The organism is Nocardia sp. NPDC058658 (assembly GCF_042716665.1).
GTDB lineage: Bacteria > Actinomycetota > Actinomycetes > Mycobacteriales > Mycobacteriaceae > Nocardia.
The window spans coordinates 361,638-378,555 of record NZ_JBHXRR010000001.1; the positions used below are offsets into that span (position 1 = coordinate 361,638).

Below are 16,918 nucleotides of genomic sequence, written 5' to 3' on the forward strand. Positions count from 1 at the left end.
CACATAAGTCAGCCTTATGTGCACCTAGGGAATCGGCCTCTACCTGGGGATCCGTCGCGCAGCGATGGTGGTGGGGTGAACCGCGCACGTACTATCGCTCCCGGTCTGGCCCTCGCCGCACTCCTGGCCGGCCTCGCCACGCCGTTCGGTAAGGCATTGCCGATGGTCGGTATTCCGGTGCTGGCACTGGGTGCGGGGGCTGTTGCGGGGATGGTGCTGAGGCACAGCTCGAGCACGGTTTTCGACCCGGGCCTCGATGTCGCACGGCAACGGCTACTCGGTGTGGCCATCGTGCTGCTCGGTCTCGGCTTGCCGCTGGGGTCGGTCATGGCCGTGGGGCGCGAGACGGCGGTGGTGTTGATCGGGACGCTGCTCGTCGGCGGTGTGGCGGCGTTCTTCGTCGGGCGAATGCTGGCGGTGGACCGGGAGTCGGCGACCTTGATCGCCGTGGGCACGACCATCTGCGGCGCCTCCGCGATCGCCGCCGCGACCGCCGTGCTGCGCCCCGACAAGCAACGCGTCGCCTACGCCCTCGGCACCATCTTCATCTTCAATGTGACCGCGGTACTGGTGTATCCGCCGCTGGGCCGCGCCCTCGGCCTGTCACAGGAGGCTTTCGGGCTCTGGGCAGGCACGGCGATCAACGACACGTCGTCGGTCCTGGCCGCCGGTGTCATCTTCGGGGCCGGTGCCGCACAGTTCGCGGTCATCGTGAAAATGGTCCGCAGCCTCGCCATCGTCCCCCTCTGCCTCGGCCTGCACGTCGGCCGCCGCCATCTCGCCGAAGAGACAGCCGCACCCGCCGCCTCCCTGCGCCAGGCAGTCCCCCTCTTCGTGATCCTCTTCCTCGCCGCCTCCGTCATCGCGGCCATGAACATCCTCCCCACCTGGCTCACCGACCCCCTCGCCGCCACCAGCAGCTGGCTCATCGCCGCCGTCCTGGCCGCCATCGGCACCTCCCTGAGCCTGGCCCGCCTACGCACCGCAGGCCCGCGCCCCCTCATCCTGGGCGGCATCCTCGGCCTGACCCTCGGCACCACCAGCCTCGGCCTGATGTACCTCACCGGATGGCTGTGACGCAGCACCGACCGTTCAGCCGGGCATCGCAGCGGCGACGAAGCCCATTACAATCGTGGTGAACGACAGTGAACCGGTGCCGAACGCCGCAGCGATCGCGTAGCCGATGAGGACGTCGTCCACAGTCGGCTGCGGTGGGTCGACCACCTGGTTGAGAACCTTCTTGGGCAGCGCCCAGGCGACGTCGACGGTGCCGTTCGACTTCGCGGTCAACTCACCGAATTCCTTCTCGATCTCATGCGGCTTGCCGTTCACAAAGGTCGCCGTCTCGATGTCTTTGGGGCGCATGCTGAGGAAACGCCCATCGACCTCAGCGGTGATCCGATAGCTGCGTTTCAGCAACTTTCCCGATCCGATGTCGAGGCCGAAGCCACGACCGTTCACGACCGCGGACACGGCCGCTGCATCCCGGCTACCGAGGTGGCATCGCTTGTCCGTTCGTGGTCCGCGCCGCTCGATGACCGCCGAGAGCTCCGTGTCGGACTTCAGAAATGTTCGTACACCCGCGTCGAACCGCTCGATCACCAGCATCCCCCAGAAATCGGTGTCCACCTCGACACGGTCGACTTCTGTCGTTCCCATAGCACCCCCCGTACACCACCGCCGAAGACATCAGACCAAGCACCTCTCACTGTACGTGCCACTCAATCAGCTTGCAGGCCTGGCCATTTCGGGACACACAGAGGTTCACGCAGTCGCTAGCGCGGCGCTCGAACAAAGCGCATCCCGAATCGTGTGGCAGCAAAGCCGACCGACGTACCTGCGACAGTCGGCGCCACCACGAGCCCGACCCACAACCACCACGTCGGCGCCATCTTCATCGCCATCTCACCGAAGGCGTCGTCGAAACCATTCGGTTCATAGCTCGCGTAGTAGCAGCTGACCGAATTCGGCCCGAACAACCACCACAGCGCAAGAACTCCCAAAGCCGCCAACCCACAACCGAATCCGAGCACCGTGGTCGCGATTACCGTTGATTTCACCGATTGTGCCTGTGTCATCGTGATAGTCAACAGGCCCCAGCGCAGACCCGGCAACCTGCCGAGCACTCCGTGGCGAGGTCTACGATTGTCGGAACATCACATGTCGGCGCGGACTGGAGGATGCCATGAAAAATGTTTCCCGGATCATCGCCATCGCGGGTACGGCCGCGGCTTTGACTCTCGCCACCGCGGGTATCGCGGCGGCGGAGGAAGCCGAACCGCCTTCATCGCCCTTGGTGGAGTACATCGAATCCTGGCCACCCGCCCCCGAGGGCTGCAATGAAGCCTGGGATCCGATCGAGGATGCCATCGAAGACTCCATCCCACCCCAGTACGAAGCGGAATTCGATGCCTTCGACGACTGGTGCGAGGGCGACGCGGACTGACGCGTTCGTCGGTTCCGCCGAGCGGCTCGGCGCCGACAACCACACTCTCGCGACTGGCCCCGGTCCGACTGCTACCGCGCGACTCGCGGCACTCGCTCGAATGCCCATCCGGGCAACGGTTCCCGAGCAGTGAGCCACTCCTCGGGAATTCCGTGGGTCGTGCCGCGGTTGCCGACACCCGTGTGGGCGGCCACGATTCCACCGACGATCGCGGCAGTGGTGTCCACGTCTCCGCCTGCTTCGACGCACGCGCAGATAGCGGCCGGGTAGTCGTCGAGGTGGGTGGCGGCCGCCCACAGTGCGAAGGGCACGGTGTCCTGGGCGCTGACCCGCGCACCGTTGCCGAGCTCATAGGCCGCTTCGGCCGTCGGTCGACCGAGGAGACCGCGACTCCGTCGCACACCTTGTGCGGTGAGGCCATCGACCAGTTACGGCTCGACGACATCTATCAATTCATCTGGTGCGCAGCCTTTTTCACGCGTGTCGGCGGCGTGTGCGGCCGCCACCGCGATCACCATCGCACCGATGATCGCTTCCGGGTGCCGATGGGTGACCTCGGCGGACAGCGCGGCCTGAGCGGCGCCCCGATCCGGATCACCGGCGAAATGCGCTCCCAGCGGCGCCACGCGCATCGCCGCACCATTGCCCCACGATCCACGCCCGTCGAAGACAGCACCCGCGGCGTCGGCCCACGGCCGCCCATCTCGAATCTCGTGCAGCACAACAACTGTGCCGGGCCCGTAGCCGCGATACGGTTCACAGCGCTGCGCGAACGCGGCCGCGAGCGAATCACGGTCGATGACTTCATTGTCGCGAATTTCGGCGAAGACCGAACACGCCATTTCGGTGTCGTCGGTCCATTGCCAGGGCGCGACCGGCGGTCGCCCGGCGAGTAGATCAGGGACGGAACTACCGGGGACGAAGAACTGCGCGCCCAGCGCATCACCTACGGATAAGCCTTGGAGGCTGTCGAACGAGGGATCGAAATTCAGCATGCTGGGCACAATCATGCTCAGCACGAGCACACCACGCAACCCTCAGCCGACGACGTCTCCGTAGAAATTTCGGGCGAGCGGAAGGTCGATGTTCTCGCTGTCGAGATTCAGGAAAAAGGCGCATTGCCAGTTCTGCGAATTTCGTGCCTGGTTGTTCTGGGTTGCCGACCAGGGCGGGTACACGCGGAACCCGCGTTTGCCACCGCGCCCGGCGACGGACACGATCCCGTGGTCGACGAGTGCGTTCCTCGGGAAGACGAACTGGCCGAAACGCGTGCCCTCGCGGACCGTGATCACCAGCAGATCGGGATTGTTTTCGGCAGCGAACGGCACCGTCGATCCGTCGGCGGCTCGCTGCCACACCGAAACGAACAAGCCCACCTTCGTCGGCGTCAGCTTTCCGACCCGGAGTCGAACCGATCCGCAGCCGACTTCCGACACGAATGCTCCGTACTCGGCGTTGTCCGGTTCGGGAATCGCGGCCGAAAGATCCAGTCCCAGAACGTCGATGAGATCGCGGGCCGCGATCAGGTCAGGGTGCACAGGTGGATCTATTCGCCGAAGTCGACATCGAAGTCGGCGAGAAGTTCGTCGGCGCGGGACAGGGCTCGGTCGAGTTCGTCGGTGACGGAGTCCATCAGGGAGATGCCGTCGAGCATGTCGGAGAGTTCGGCGTGTAGGGCGTGGAGTTCGGCGATGGCGGGGTCGACGGTGGTCCAGGCGACGGTGGTCGACCACCAGGTGTCGCGTTGGATCCAGGACCAGATGATGTCGCGGACGAGGAGTGCGTCGGTGGTGAACAGCTGGCGGTGCTCGGTGGCGGTGGCGTGTTCGAGTTCGTAGGTGCCGTCGTCGAGATAGCGCGCTTGGATGCTCTCACCGGGGGTGCGCGTGAGCAGGAGGAACGGGTGCTCGGGGGCCGGTGCGGTGGCCGCGGTCCCGGGCCGCGTGGGGTCGACAGCGTGCGGCACGTCGGAGCCATCACCGACGTGGACTACGACTTCGGGCTGGTCGTCGCGCTGATCACCCATCGGGCCAGTGTGCCGGATCGGCGCGACCACCCAACAGCCGGACCGATGAATCGGCGACGCGTACAGCGTCTATATCGACGACAGTAATTCTGCCGACAGAGAGGCTCCACTGTGAGCGACAGCGAAGTCAGGGCCGCGACCGCGCAACAACGCGCCGAAACGGCCGAGTTCTTGGCGGGCTTGGACGCGGAGTCCTGGGACGAGCCCACTTTGTGCGAGGGCTGGCGTGTACGGGAAGTCGCCGCGCATTTGAGCATGCCGTACCGGACCTCGCTCCCGCGGTTCGTCCTCGGCATGATCGCCGCGCGCGGGAATTTCGATCGCCTGGCCGATCGGGTCGCCCGCGACGACGCCGCGCGGTTGAGCACCACCGAATTGGTGGCCGCCATCGGCGACAACACCGAGCATCCGTGGAAACCACCGGGCGGCGGATTCGCGGGTGCGTTGAGCCACGATGTGATCCACGGCCTCGACATCACCGTCGCACTCGGCCACACCGACCCGTTGCCGCTCGACCGGATGCGCATGGTTCTGGACGCGCTGAATCCGCGCTCGGTCGAGTACTTCTCGGTCGATCTGGGCGGAATCGCCTTACAGGCGACCGATCTCGACTTCCGCTACGGCGAAGGGGAGGTAGTGTCCGGGCGCGCACAGGATCTCCTGCTCGTTCTGTGCGGACGAAAACTCCCGACCGGTTATCTCGAGGGCGAATCGGCGGTGCGGTTCACCAGCGGCTGAAATCGAGCTGCGGCTCGATTCGACGGCAGGTAGCCTCGCTGCGATGACGTGGAGAGCACCCGAACTAGAGCCGACCAAGACCCTGGTCAACGGCGAAGAGCGTCCGATGTTGCAGTCCTGGTTGGACTTTCATCGTCAGACATTGCTCGGCAAGTGTGGCGGTCTCGATGGCGAGCAGCTGGCTACGCGCTCGGTGGAGCCATCGACGCTGTCGTTGCTCGGGCTCGTTCGTCACATGACCGACGTCGAGCGGAGCTGGTTCCGGATGCGGGCGGCGGGCGAGCAGATCGGGCCGATCTACTACTCGAAGGCCAAGCCCGACGACGACTTCGACGACCTCACCTCACGATCCGCCGAGGACGTTTTCACTGCCTTCCACGCCGAGGTCACCGCCTGTGACGCCGCCATCGCCGGACTGTCCCTCGACCACATGTTCCACGCGCCGTGGCGTCCCGACGGCTATACCCTGCGCTGGGCGTACCTGCACATGATCGAGGAATACGCCCGGCACAACGGCCACGCCGACCTCCTGCGCGAGCGGATCGACGGCGTGACCGGCAGCTTCTGAATCAGCCGGTGACAACCGCGGGCGTGAGCTGGTCGAGGTTGTCGACCACCACGTCGGCGAGGGCGAGCGCGTCGGGCACCGGCGGAAAGTCCGGTCGCGGCGCCGCGATCACGCGCATTCCGGCGTTGTGGGCGGAGAGCAGACCGTTGGTCGAATCCTCTACGGCCGTACAGTCTTTCGGATCGATGCCGAGACGCTGCGCGACAGTCAGATAGACATCAGGTGACGGCTTGCCCCGGCCGACTTCTTCGGTGGACAGCACCGAGGTGAAATAGTCCATCAGCCCGGACTTGGCGAGCACCAGATCGATCAGCGTCGCGGGCGACGAGCTGGCCAGGCCGAGCTTCCACGACCCCGCGCACCGCCGCACCGCATCGACCGCGCCGGGCAGCAGTGGGACCTGGTGGGCGTACTTGTCGGCCATCAGGTCGATGATGTCGGAGGCCACCTCGTCGGGCGGCATCGCCACCCCGAGGTCGTCGGCCATATAGTTCGACCACTCGACGGTGCTCATGCCCATCATCTTCTTCTGCGAATCCGGTTGCCACCGGCCATCTTTGAGAACCACGTACTCGTGGCGGACCTGTTCCCAGATGGGTTCGGAATCGATCAGTACGCCGTCCATGTCGAACACAACCGCCGCGATACCCATGCGCCCAGCCTTTCGCCGTCTTTCGTCAACGTGTAGACCTGCTCGGTGATCATCGTCGAGCGTAGTGGACCCGGCTACCTCGCCGCACCCATCGACCGGCGGTCGGTCCCCCGCGAGAACATCCAGCTCGGCCCCTATAACGTGTTACATATGGATAATGCACAGGCCGGAAACCCGCTGCCGGACGCGGAGCACCAGCTGCCCGACGCCGAGCACCAGCTGCCCGACGCCGAGCACCACGAGGGCGGCTTCCGACCGATCGCCGAGCTGATCCAGGCGAGCAGAGACGCCGACCTCGGGCAGTTGGCCGGCGGTCCGCAGTACGGCGAGCTGGTCGAACAGGTCCGCGAGCTGATGGACCGGGCGCGGCTGATCAACCCGTCCGACGAGCTCGCCAAGGAAACGATCGCGACCCTGGAACAGCTCAATGCCCGGCTCGACGCGGCCGTGGTCGACGAGTGGTCCTCGCCCAGCTGGACCCGCACCGATCTGCCCGCCCGCGGCAACGTGACCCTGCCGCCGTACACGGTGAGCCGCGCGAGCCGCGACGGCGTGATCGCGGACCTCACCTTCCGCACCTTCCACCTCGGTGGCAACAACGCCGCACACGGCGGCCACATCGCGCTGGCCTTCGACGACCTGTGCGGGATGGCCGCGGCCGTCAACACCAAGGCGATCACCCGAACCGCCTCGCTGACGGTCGACTACCGGTCCATCACGCCGCTCAACACGGCGTTGAGACTGCACTCGTGGGTCGAGCGCCGCGACGGTCGCAAGGTGTATCTGCGCGCGACCCTGCACGACGGTGAGCGCCTCTGCGCCGAGGCGCACGGCCTGTTCATCGTGCTCAACCCCGGCCAGCCCTGACCGGAAAGCCGTCGCGGCGACATTGCGATCGACGTGATCGCAATGTCGTCCGCGCCGCTCGGGGTGGCGTAATAGCGGATTCCGGGTCGATTCCCGCAGGTCGTGCGAACCGCTGTCCGGCGTAGAAACATCCCTTGAATTCGGGTGGGATTCGCAGCGGGAAAGCGGGCCGACAATCGCCGCTATCGTCGCTGTTCATGCAGGTCAGCGAGAGAACCGAACCCACACCGATTCGCGGCCAGCGCGCCGATCGGGCGCGCCGGGTCGCCGACATCCTGCGCCACCAGATCCTGGCAGGCGCGGTCGAGGGCACGCTGCCCGGCGAGCAGGAACTCGCCGCCGAGCACGACACCTCCCGCAATACCGTCCGTGAGGCACTGGCGCTGCTGCGCGACGAAGGCCTCATCGATCGTGCGCCCAAGGTCGGCACCCGGGTCGCCGCCCGCAAATTCGACCACGGGCTCGATGCCCTACTCGGCCTGCAGGAGACCCTCAAGGGCCACGGCACCGTCCGCAACGAGGTCCGTGCCGCCACCACTATCACCGCTCCCCCTGCGGTCGCGCGCCGGCTCGAGCTGGCGCCGGGCGACAAGGTCGTCTATATCGAGCGGTTGCGTTTCCTCGCCGATCTACCGCTGAGCCTCGACCTGACCTATCTCGCGCCCGATGTCGGCGCCGAACTGCTGGCGCACGACCTCGAAACGACCGATGTGTTCGTCCTGCTCGAGCAGGTCACCGGCCAGTCGCTGGGCGCCGCCGACCTGGCACTGGAAGCCGTTGCGGCAGACCCGCATACGGCCACCACTCTCGACACTCCGGCGGGCGCACCGCTGTTGATGCTCGAACGCCTCACCCACCTCGACGACGGCCGTCCCGTCGACCTCGAATACATCCGCATGCGCGGTGACCGCATCACCATGCGCGGCAGCCTCACCCGCAGCACACCCGAATGGAAGGTCCTGTAATGGCACTGGTCCCCCAGCGCACCGACGTCCCGGTGACGATCGACGAATCACTGTGCATCACCGGCTGCACCCTGTGTGTGGACATGTGCCCGCTCGATTCCCTTGCCATCCACGAGGATTCGGGCAAGGCCTACATGCACGTGGACGAGTGCTGGTACTGCGGGCCGTGCGCGGCGCGCTGCCCCACCGGTGCCGTCACCGTCAACATGCCCTATCTGCTTCGCTGAAACCGGGAACCACGCAATGAAGATCACTCGATTCGCCCCTGTCGCACTGGCTCTCGCGCTGACCGCGGCGGGCTGCTCGCTCGAAAGTTCCGATGCCGCACCGGCGGGCACCGTCAAGGTCGTCATCGGCTACCAGTCCAAGACCATCAATACCGTCACCGCGGGCACACTGCTGAAGGCGCAGGGTTACCTGGAACAGCGGCTGCAGAAGATCACCGACGGTGGCGGCGCGAAATATCAGGTGGAGTGGCAGGACTACGACACCGGCGCGCCGATCACCGCGCAGATGGTGGCCGAGAAGATCGATATCGGTTCGATGGGCGATTATCCGTTGCTGATCAACGGATCTCGCACGCAGGCCAACGAACGCGCACGCACCGAACTGGTGTCGATCACCGGGTACAACCCCAAGGGTGCGCTGAACATGGTTGTGGTGCCCAATGATTCACCGGCTCGCACGCTCACCGATCTGGCCGGGCAGAAGATCTCGGCCAGTGTGGGTTCGGCGGGGCACGGCACGCTGGTGCAGGCGCTGTCGCGGGCCGGAATCGACCCGGCCAAGGGGGTGGAGGTGCTCAACCAGCAGCCTCAGGTCGGGGCGACGGCGCTGGAATCGCATCAGGTGAGCGCGTTGTCGCAGTTCGTGGCGTGGCCGGGGCTGCTGGTGCAGCAGAACAAGGCCAAGTTGCTCTATGACGGTGCGGAATTGAACGTGCCGACGTTCCACGGTGTCGTTGCTCGCCGTGCCTATGCGGCTGATCACCCCGAGGTGTTGCAGGCGTTCCTGGCCGCACAGTTGGATGCGACCACGTTCCTCAACGAGAAGCCCTTCGAGGCAGCCGATCTCGTCGCCAAGGGCTCCGGTCTGCCGCAGGAGGTCGTGTACCTCTACAACGGTCCCGGCGGTACCAGTTTCGACACCACGCTCAAGGCGAACCTGATCGCGGCGTTCAAAGACGACGTGAACTACTTGAAGTCGATCGGTGATTTCGCCGACCTCGACATCGACGCGTTCGTCCAGGACGGACCGCTGCGCAAGGCCTTCGCCGAGACCGGCCGCACCGACTACGACGCCACCCTGGCATCGGGGGTCAACCCGAGCAAGGTGACCGGCACCGATCCGATTTGCGCTGTGCCGGTAGGTGATCCGGCGCTGGCCGGTGAAGTCTGGGTCGACGGTGCCGACAAGCCCCAGCCTGCCGCCGACCCCGGTTGCTTGTTGCGGGCGGTGCAGGCGGCGAAGGCCAAGGGCAAGACGATCCGCGCGGTGTACGTCCCCGACGCCGAGCTGGGGACGCGCTGGTTCGCCGACAAGGCCATCTGGTTGCGTGAGGGCGAGCGGTATCTGCCGTTCACCACGCAGGCGGCGGCCGACCGCTACCGCGCCAACCGTCCCGCCGCCGCACCGGTCTCCTATGAGCAGGCCGTGACGGAAGTCCGCGGATGAGCACGGTTTCCGAACAGGTGGCCCCGATCGAGACCACCGTTCTTCCCGAACGCGACGCACCGGCCAGATCGGTCTGGGTGTCGCGAACGATCCGAGTCGCCTCCGTGGCGGCGGCGATCGGACTGTGGCAGGTGCTCACCGCGGGCAATGTGCGAGCGGGGCTGCGGTTCGACACCCTGCCGACAGTGACCGAGATCGTCGCCGAGTTCGGCGAACACCTCGGCACCGGGCAGTACTACCTCGATGTGGCGCAGTCGCTGATCCGGATCGTCACCGGCTTCGGGCTGGCGGCTGTTGTCGGCGTGCTGGCGGGCATCGGGCTGGGTCGCTCGCGACTGCTGGCCGATGTGTTCGGATCGCTGGCCGAACTGATCCGCCCGATTCCGGCGATCGCGCTGGTGCCGGTGGCGATCCTGCTGTTCCCCAGCGACGAATCCGGCATCGTGTTCATCACGTTCACCGCCTCGCTGTTCCCGGTGCTGGTGAGCACCCGGCATGCGACGCGGGCACTGCCGACCATCTGGGAGGACGCGATCCGCACGCTGGGCGCGTCGCGGCGGGAGGTGCTGACCCGCGTGGTCGTGCCCGGCATCCTGCCCGGCGTGTTCAGCGGCCTGTCGGTGGGCATGGGTGTGGCGTGGATCTGCCTGATCTCGGCGGAGATGATCTCCGGACGCCTCGGCATCGGCTACCGCACCTGGCAGTCCTACACCATCGTCGACTACCCGGCGGTGTTCGTCGGAATGATCACCATCGGGGTACTCGGTTTCCTCACCTCCGGAATCGTCGAACTGGCAGGCCGTCGGGTGACCCGCTGGCTGCCGCGAGAGGTTGCGTCATGACCACGACCACCGCCGCGCCCGCCGTCTCGGTCGGCATGCGGTTGAGCCTCGAATCCGTGCGCATCAGCTACGGGCCCAAAACCGTTGTACGCGACTTCGATCTGACGATCGCCGCCGGGGAGATCCTGGTCCTTGTCGGCAAATCCGGCTGCGGCAAGTCGACCCTTCTGCGCGCGATCGCCGGGCTTCGCAAGCCCGCCGCCGGCGTGATCCGCGCCGACGAGGACACCGTCACCGGACCCTCGGCCGACCGCGCGCTGGTGTTCCAGGACGACGCGCTGCTGCCGTGGCGCACCGCTCGCGCCAATATCGACCTGGCGCTGAGCCTTCGGGGTGTGCCACGAAGTGCGCGGGCGGCGCGTTCGCAGCGCTGGCTCGACGAGGTCGGGCTCAGCGGTTACGCCGACTATCTGCCGCGCGACCTGTCCGGCGGGATGCGCCAACGGGTTCAGCTCGCCCGCAGCCTGGCCGGTTCGCCGCGCGCGGTGCTCATGGACGAGCCGTTCGGCGCGCTCGACAGCCAGACCCGCGCGGAGATGCAACGCCTGCTCGTCGACACGTGGCGCGCGCATCCGACCACGATCGTTTTCGTCACCCACGACCTCGACGAAGCCCTGCTGCTCGGCGACCGGATCGCCGTGCTCGGCGCCGGATCTCTGCACGCGGTCGTCGAGGTGCCCGACCCGCGCGAACCGGTGGACCGGAGCGCGCTGCGGGCCCGAATCCTGGAGTCTCTGTGAACATTCCCGACCTGTCCGACCGCATTCGTCTCGACTGCGACGTGCTCGTCGTCGGCGGCGGCACCGCGGGCACCATGGCCGCGCTCACCGCCGCCGAGTCCGGCGCGAACGTGCTGCTGCTCGAGAAGGCGCACGTGCGCCATTCCGGTGCGCTGGCCATGGGCATGGACGGCGTGAACAATGCCGTCATCCCCGGCAAGGCCGAACCGGAGGACTACGTCGCCGAGATCACCCGCGCCAACGACGGCATCGTCGACCAGCGCACCGTGTATCAAACGGCCACACGGGGTTTCGCGATGGTGCAGCGGCTCGAGCGCTACGGGGTGAAGTTCGAAAAGGACGAATACGGCGAGTACGCGGTGCGGCGGGTACACCGGTCCGGGTCGTATGTGCTGCCGATGCCCGAGGGCAAGGATGTGAAGAAGGCGCTGTATCGCGTTCTGCGGCAACGGAAGATGCGGGAGAAGATCCGCATCGAGAACCGGCTGATGCCGGTGCGGGTACTCACTCAGGCCGGGCGCGCCGTTGGTGCGGCCGCATTGAACACGCGCACAGGAGAATTCGTCGAAGTGGCGGCGAAAGCGGTGATCCTGGCCACCGGTCCGTGCGGTCGGCTCGGTTTGCCCGCCTCCGGCTACCTGTACGGCACTTATGAGAACCCGACCAACGCGGGTGACGGCTACTCGATGGCCTATCACGCCGGCGCCGAACTCTCCGGGATCGAGTGCTTCCAGATCAACCCCCTGATCAAGGACTACAACGGGCCCGCCTGCGCCTATGTCGCCAACCCGTTCGGTGGCTATCAGGTCAACGCCGAAGGTGACCGTTTCGTCGACTCCGATTACTGGTCGGGGCAGATGATGGCCGAGGTGAAGCAGGAGATCGAATCCGCGCGCGGGCCCATCTATCTCAAGGTGTCACACCTGCCGGACGAGACGCTGTCGACCCTCGAATCGATCCTGCACACCACCGAGCGCCCGACCCGCGGAACCTTCCACGCCAACCGCGGCCACGACTATCGCACCCACGATATCGAGATGCACATCTCCGAGATCGGTTTGTGCGGTGGGCATTCCGCATCCGGGGTGTGGGTGGACGAGAACGCGCGCACCACCGTGCCCGGGCTGTACGCGGCGGGCGACCTGGCATGCGTGCCGCACAACTACATGATCGGTGCGTTCGTCTACGGTGATCTGGCCGGTGCGCATGCCGCCTCGACCCTCACCGAACTCGAGGCGCCTGCCGAGCTGCCCGAGGATCAACTCGCCGAAGCGCACGAACTGATCTACCGGCCGCTGCGTCAGCCGGAGGGCCCGCCGCAGCCGCAGGTCGAATACAAGCTCCGCCGATTCGTGAACGACTATGTGGCGCCGCCGAAAACAGCCGCCAAGCTGTCGATCGCCGTCGAGACCTTCGAGCGGATGCGGGCCGAAGTCGACGGCATCGGTGCGCAGACACCGCACGAACTAATGCGTGCGGTCGAGGTGCAGTTCATTCGCGATTGCGCCGAAATGGCTTCGCGCAGTTCACTCACGCGGACCGAGTCACGGTGGGGCCTCTATCACGATCGCGCGGATCTGCCCGAACGCGACGACGAGTCGTGGAACTTCCATCTGAACCTGCGCAAGACCGTCGACGGCGAGATGGAATTCGTGAAGCGATCGGTGGCGCCGTATCTGGTGCCGGTGCCCGGCCTCGACGATGTGCCGTCGGCCGAGCCGATCATCGAGGTCATCGCACAGCCCGAGCTGGTGGGGACGCGGGCCCCGCAGCGTGAAGCTCCGGCGCGCACCGAGACCGCACCGGTGTCTGCCTCCTCACCTCGGCTGGTGACACTGCTCGCACTGGATTCACCCGTGGTCGAGGATCTTTCGACCTATCTCGCCGATCCCGATCCGGTGGTGCGAGTGGCCGCGCTGTCGGTGCTCACCGAGAACACCCCGGACGGATTCGCCGACGAACTGGTCCGGGCGCTGGGCGACGAGGCCGCCTCGGTACGCCGGGCGGCCACCGAGAGTCTGCGGGAACTGGTGGAGGTGCTCGCGGGAGCGGGTGCGCTGAGCGAGCATCTCGGCTCCCCCGACCCTCTCGTTCGCGCGACCGTCGTCGATCTGCTGCGCGCACTGCGAGCGGGGTCGGCCTCGGATTACCGTGCGGCACTGGGTGATTCCGATCATCGGGTCAGGATCGAGGCGGTGCGCGCACTGGTTTCCCTCGATGACGCCGGGGCTGTGTCGTCCATCGCGGGTGACGTCAATCGTGAGGTGCGCATCGCTGTCGCGCACGGGCTCGCTTCGATCGGTGACGGCGGCCTCGAGGTGATCCGGGCTCTCGCGGGCGACCCGGATCCGCTGGTCCGAGCCGCGGCACTCACCGCTTTCGCCGCGTTGGGGACATCGGCCGAGGATGTGGCCGAACTCGGTGCGGCACTGCGACATTCAGCCTGGCAGGTGCGTGTCGGCGCCGCGCGCGGGCTGGCGGGTTCCAGCCCAGAGGTGGGCGTGGTGCCATTGGGTGAGGCGCTCACCGACCGTCACCTCGACGTCCGCAAGGCGGCAGTACTCGCCCTGTCCACCTGGCCGCACAGCGCTGCCGCCCTCGACGCGCTGGAGTCGGCCATCGCCGACCCGGACGCCGATGTTCGCGCCTACGCCCGCCGCGCGGTGACCGCCGCGGCAGCGCACACACCGGTCGACGCCGCGGTCGGTGCGCGGTGAACCCACCGCGCGAGCATCTGCGGTTTCGCACCGACGCGGCGCTCGCCGAGGCCAGGACATGATCAGCAGTTCGTCGTGAGCGCTCAGGATTGTCACAGGTCACCGTCGGTAGGCTGGGCCGATGAACGCACATCCTGCCACGCTGGTGACGGTCGCCGATGATCTGGACGCGGTGACCACCGTCGGTCACGAGGACGATCCGGCCGAGGTCGGCTCGTCGCGGGCCGATGTCGAGGCGATCTGGGCGTCGGTGCGGGCGTGGTACGCGATGGGTACCACGCCCGCCATCCAGGTGTGCCTGCGCCGCAACGGCGGGATCGTGCTGAACCGGACGATCGGTCACGGATGGGGCAACGCACCGCGCGACAGTCCGGAAGCCGAGAAGATTCCGGCGACCCCGGACACTCCGTTCTGCGGGTTCTCCACCGCCAAGGGCGTCGCCGCCACTGTGATGTTCATGCTCATCGAACAGGGTGCATTCAAGCTGGAAGACCGTGTAGCCGAATACATTCCGGAGTTCGCCGCCCACCGCAAGGGCATCATCACCATCGGCGACGTGCTCTCCCATTCGGCAGGCATCCCGTTCATCACCGCACCGCACAGCGGAACCGCCGCGGTCCTCGACGAGGAACTGGCCGTCGCCGCCCTCACCGACCTCGTGCCGAGCTGGGCGCCCGGCCGTTTCCGCGTCTACCACGCGCTCACCAGCGGTCTGATCCAACGCCTGCTCGTGCAACGCGCCACCGGCAAACGGATGCGAGAACACCTCGCCGAGCAGGTGCTCACACCACTGGGCTTCCGCTGGAACAACTTCGGCGTCGATCCCGCCGAAGTGAGCCAGGTCGTGCCGAGCGTGAAGACCGGTCCGCCGCAACCCCGCGTCGCCCGATTCCTGGCGAACAAGGCCCTCGGCGGTCACATGGACAAGGCATCGAAGTCCACCAACGACGCCTTCCTCGCCGCCGAACTCCCCTCCGGCAACCTGGTCACCACCGCCTTCGAGCTGTCACGCTTCTACGAAATCCTCGCGCGCGGTGGCGAATTGGACGGCACGAGGATCATCGAGCCCGATACCCTGCGCGACGCGATCGCTCCTGCCGATCGCATGCTCGGGCTGGCCGGGCGCGTGAGCCGCGCGGGGTTCGAACTCGGCGCCCGCCGGTCCAAGTTCGGCCGCGACACCGGCTCACACTTCGGCCGCAGCGGTCTGACCACCCAGTACGGCTGGGCCGATCCCGACCGTGGACTCTCGGGTGCCGTTCTGACCAACGGTAAAGCGACTACCGACCTCGATCGGCCGTGGCAGTTGGTCGCGCAGATCTCCGAGACCCTGCGTCCACTGCCGGTCGCTGATCGGTTGTTTCGCCCCTGACTGCACCACGCTCAGCGGACATTACTCGCGCAAATTGTCGATTTCGCGACCGTTCGTGCGATCAGTGTGCGCTCAGCGTGGTCCCCTCGAGTCAGAAGAACGTCCCACTGAACGGCAACGTGGGAGTGGCGAACAGCTCGTCGGCGGCATCCGCGGCACCGGCGCGGTGCTCGACCGCCCGGCCCGCGAAGGCGAGTTGGCGCCACGTGGATCCGCCCAGGTAGACCGCGCCCAGCGTCGCGACATCCACACTGATATCAGCGGTGTCGTCGACCCGGGTCACACCGTCCGCGCTGATCCGGTACCGGCCGGTGTTGTCGGTGCGGATCGCATCGTCGACCTCGACGACAACCGGCGGACCGTCGCGATAGGTGCGGCGGGCCAGCGCGGCGTGGACATCGATGAGCCGCAGCCAGGTCTCGTCGTACACCGCCGCGACCTCGACCGCGCGTTCATCGGTGAACAGGTGCCGCAGCGGCGCGTCCACCGGTGCGAACGCGAAGGTCACCTTGTCGACGAGATCGACCGTGAGCAGGTGCCGGACCAGGCCCAGGTAGGCCTGCGGGGTGGTCGCGACGAAGTCGTCGACGACGATCGTGCGTTCGCGGCTGCGGAACCAGTTCGCGGTGTCGACCGGGTGGTAGCGGGCGAACCCGTCCTCGGCGCCGACGGGGCCGTGCGTCACGGTGTACACGGGCTCGACCGCAGTGCGCTCCTTGAGTTTCCACCAGTATTCGGGACGGTCGATCGCACCGGTCCAGGAGATCGCCGCGGTCGCGTAGATCTGCGGGAACAGCTTCCACGCGTCGGCCGGTTCGACGAACCGCACGGGGCCGGACGCGGGCACGGTGTCGCGCAGGCGGGCTCGACCGCGTCGAAGGTCAAGGCTCGCAAAGGAACTCGCCACGCCGTACCCGAACCGTTCGTAGATCGAGCCCTCGGACGCGCGCAGCGTGGCCACCACTTCACCGCGCTCGGCGATGTCGTCGAGCTGGCGGCACAGCAGCGCGGTGAGCACGCCGCGCCGGGTGTGGGTCGGCAGCACACCGACATGCGTGACGGCGGCGTGCGGGATACGCGCACCACCGGGAACGACCAGCCAGCTGGTGTAGGCCTCTGCGGTGCCGACCAACTGACCGTCGATGCGCGCACCGAGCGTGCGGCCGGGTTCGGACAGGTGATCGCGATGCGCGGGCAGCGGTGGCAACCCCACCATCGCCGCACGGAACAACGCGCCCGCCGCGTGCAGGTCGTCGTCGCTGTGGAGGGTGTCTACGTCAACAGTCACCCGACCACTGTTCCCGATCCCGG

18 protein-coding genes and 1 pseudogene are annotated in these 16,918 nt (G+C 66.9%); 12 read left to right on the forward strand and 7 right to left on the reverse strand.

From position 1 onward, the window contains the following. The first annotated feature begins 75 nt into the window (after positions 1 to 75). Positions 76 to 1,077 carry a YeiH family protein gene (locus tag ACFWUP_RS01685; RefSeq protein WP_379229721.1) on the forward strand — a complete coding sequence of 334 codons (1,002 nt, stop codon included), beginning with the start codon at positions 76 to 78 and terminating at the stop codon, positions 1,075 to 1,077. A 15-nt stretch (positions 1,078 to 1,092) separates the two neighbouring features. On the opposite strand, the gene ACFWUP_RS01690 is transcribed toward ACFWUP_RS01685, so the two are convergent. Together ACFWUP_RS01690 and ACFWUP_RS01695 are read right to left on the reverse strand one after the other, a co-directional pair. Then, positions 1,093 to 1,659: a hypothetical protein gene (locus tag ACFWUP_RS01690; RefSeq protein WP_379229722.1), complete on the reverse strand. Its 567-nt coding sequence runs from the start codon at positions 1,657 to 1,659 to the stop codon at positions 1,093 to 1,095. Positions 1,660 to 1,775: 116 nt separating this feature from the next. Continuing rightward, positions 1,776 to 2,078, reverse strand: a complete 303-nt coding sequence (locus tag ACFWUP_RS01695) for a hypothetical protein (RefSeq protein WP_379229723.1) — start codon at positions 2,076 to 2,078, stop codon at positions 1,776 to 1,778. Positions 2,079 to 2,185: 107 nt separating this feature from the next. Here ACFWUP_RS01695 and ACFWUP_RS01700 point away from each other — a divergent pair, with 107 nt between their 5' ends. Continuing rightward, complete coding sequence (locus ACFWUP_RS01700) at positions 2,186 to 2,446, forward strand: hypothetical protein (protein ID WP_379229724.1); 261 nt, start codon at positions 2,186 to 2,188, stop codon at positions 2,444 to 2,446. 71 nt (positions 2,447 to 2,517) lie between these two features. On the opposite strand, the pseudogene ACFWUP_RS01705 reads toward ACFWUP_RS01700, so the two are convergent. The 3 genes and pseudogenes from ACFWUP_RS01705 to ACFWUP_RS01715 all read right to left on the reverse strand — a co-directional run bounded on the left by ACFWUP_RS01705 (position 2,518) and on the right by ACFWUP_RS01715 (position 4,472). Further along, positions 2,518 to 3,456, reverse strand: a pseudogene (locus ACFWUP_RS01705) (ADP-ribosylglycohydrolase family protein). Between the two features lie 27 nt (positions 3,457 to 3,483). Beyond that, a complete protein-coding gene (locus ACFWUP_RS01710; protein ID WP_379229725.1) occupies positions 3,484 to 3,984 on the reverse strand; it encodes a MepB family protein in 501 nt (166 codons plus the stop codon). An 8-nt stretch (positions 3,985 to 3,992) separates the two neighbouring features. Beyond that, a complete protein-coding gene (locus ACFWUP_RS01715) occupies positions 3,993 to 4,472 on the reverse strand; it encodes a hypothetical protein (RefSeq protein WP_379229726.1) in 480 nt (159 codons plus the stop codon). A gap of 111 nt (positions 4,473 to 4,583) precedes the next feature. On the opposite strand from ACFWUP_RS01715, the gene ACFWUP_RS01720 reads away from it, so the two are divergent. Continuing rightward, positions 4,584 to 5,210, forward strand: coding sequence for a maleylpyruvate isomerase family mycothiol-dependent enzyme (locus ACFWUP_RS01720; protein WP_379229727.1), 627 nt, complete (start codon positions 4,584 to 4,586; stop codon positions 5,208 to 5,210). A gap of 43 nt (positions 5,211 to 5,253) precedes the next feature. After that, on the forward strand, positions 5,254 to 5,778 hold the full coding sequence (locus ACFWUP_RS01725; RefSeq protein WP_379229728.1) for a DinB family protein: 525 nt from the start codon (positions 5,254 to 5,256) through the stop codon (positions 5,776 to 5,778). A gap of 1 nt (position 5,779) precedes the next feature. Here ACFWUP_RS01725 and ACFWUP_RS01730 read toward each other — a convergent pair whose 3' ends face one another. Further along, positions 5,780 to 6,430, reverse strand: coding sequence for an HAD family hydrolase (locus ACFWUP_RS01730; RefSeq protein WP_379229729.1), 651 nt, complete (start codon positions 6,428 to 6,430; stop codon positions 5,780 to 5,782). A 45-nt stretch (positions 6,431 to 6,475) separates the two neighbouring features. Here ACFWUP_RS01730 and ACFWUP_RS01735 point away from each other — a divergent pair, with 45 nt between their 5' ends. The 8 genes from ACFWUP_RS01735 to ACFWUP_RS01770 all read left to right on the forward strand — a co-directional run bounded on the left by ACFWUP_RS01735 (position 6,476) and on the right by ACFWUP_RS01770 (position 15,607). After that, complete coding sequence (locus ACFWUP_RS01735; RefSeq protein ID WP_379229730.1) at positions 6,476 to 7,297, forward strand: PaaI family thioesterase; 822 nt, start codon at positions 6,476 to 6,478, stop codon at positions 7,295 to 7,297. A 197-nt stretch (positions 7,298 to 7,494) separates the two neighbouring features. Then, positions 7,495 to 8,262, forward strand: coding sequence for a GntR family transcriptional regulator (locus tag ACFWUP_RS01740; RefSeq protein WP_379229731.1), 768 nt, complete (start codon positions 7,495 to 7,497; stop codon positions 8,260 to 8,262). Further along, positions 8,262 to 8,489: a ferredoxin family protein gene (locus ACFWUP_RS01745; RefSeq protein WP_379229732.1), complete on the forward strand. Its 228-nt coding sequence runs from the start codon at positions 8,262 to 8,264 to the stop codon at positions 8,487 to 8,489. The genes ACFWUP_RS01740 and ACFWUP_RS01745 overlap by 1 nt, the downstream gene beginning before the upstream one ends. Positions 8,490 to 8,505: 16 nt before the next feature. Further along, positions 8,506 to 9,936, forward strand: a complete 1,431-nt coding sequence (locus ACFWUP_RS01750) for an ABC transporter substrate-binding protein (protein ID WP_379229734.1) — start codon at positions 8,506 to 8,508, stop codon at positions 9,934 to 9,936. Next, the gene (locus ACFWUP_RS01755) at positions 9,933 to 10,778 is read left to right on the forward strand and encodes an ABC transporter permease (RefSeq protein ID WP_379229736.1); all 846 of its coding nucleotides are present in this window, start codon (positions 9,933 to 9,935) and stop codon (positions 10,776 to 10,778) included. Before ACFWUP_RS01750 ends, ACFWUP_RS01755 begins: the two co-directional genes overlap by 4 nt. Then, the gene (locus ACFWUP_RS01760; RefSeq protein WP_379229738.1) at positions 10,775 to 11,518 is read left to right on the forward strand and encodes an ABC transporter ATP-binding protein; all 744 of its coding nucleotides are present in this window, start codon (positions 10,775 to 10,777) and stop codon (positions 11,516 to 11,518) included. The genes ACFWUP_RS01755 and ACFWUP_RS01760 overlap by 4 nt, the downstream gene beginning before the upstream one ends. Then, on the forward strand, positions 11,515 to 14,235 hold the full coding sequence (locus ACFWUP_RS01765; protein WP_379229739.1) for a fumarate reductase/succinate dehydrogenase flavoprotein subunit: 2,721 nt from the start codon (positions 11,515 to 11,517) through the stop codon (positions 14,233 to 14,235). The genes ACFWUP_RS01760 and ACFWUP_RS01765 overlap by 4 nt, the downstream gene beginning before the upstream one ends. A gap of 121 nt (positions 14,236 to 14,356) precedes the next feature. After that, entirely contained in the window at positions 14,357 to 15,607 is a 1,251-nt protein-coding gene (locus ACFWUP_RS01770; RefSeq protein WP_379229741.1) for a serine hydrolase, read from the forward strand. Positions 15,608 to 15,698: 91 nt separating this feature from the next. Here the strand turns inward: ACFWUP_RS01770 and ACFWUP_RS01775 are convergent, their stop codons facing one another. Further along, a complete protein-coding gene (locus tag ACFWUP_RS01775; protein ID WP_379229743.1) occupies positions 15,699 to 16,895 on the reverse strand; it encodes a GNAT family N-acetyltransferase in 1,197 nt (398 codons plus the stop codon). Positions 16,896 to 16,918 lie beyond the last annotated feature (23 nt).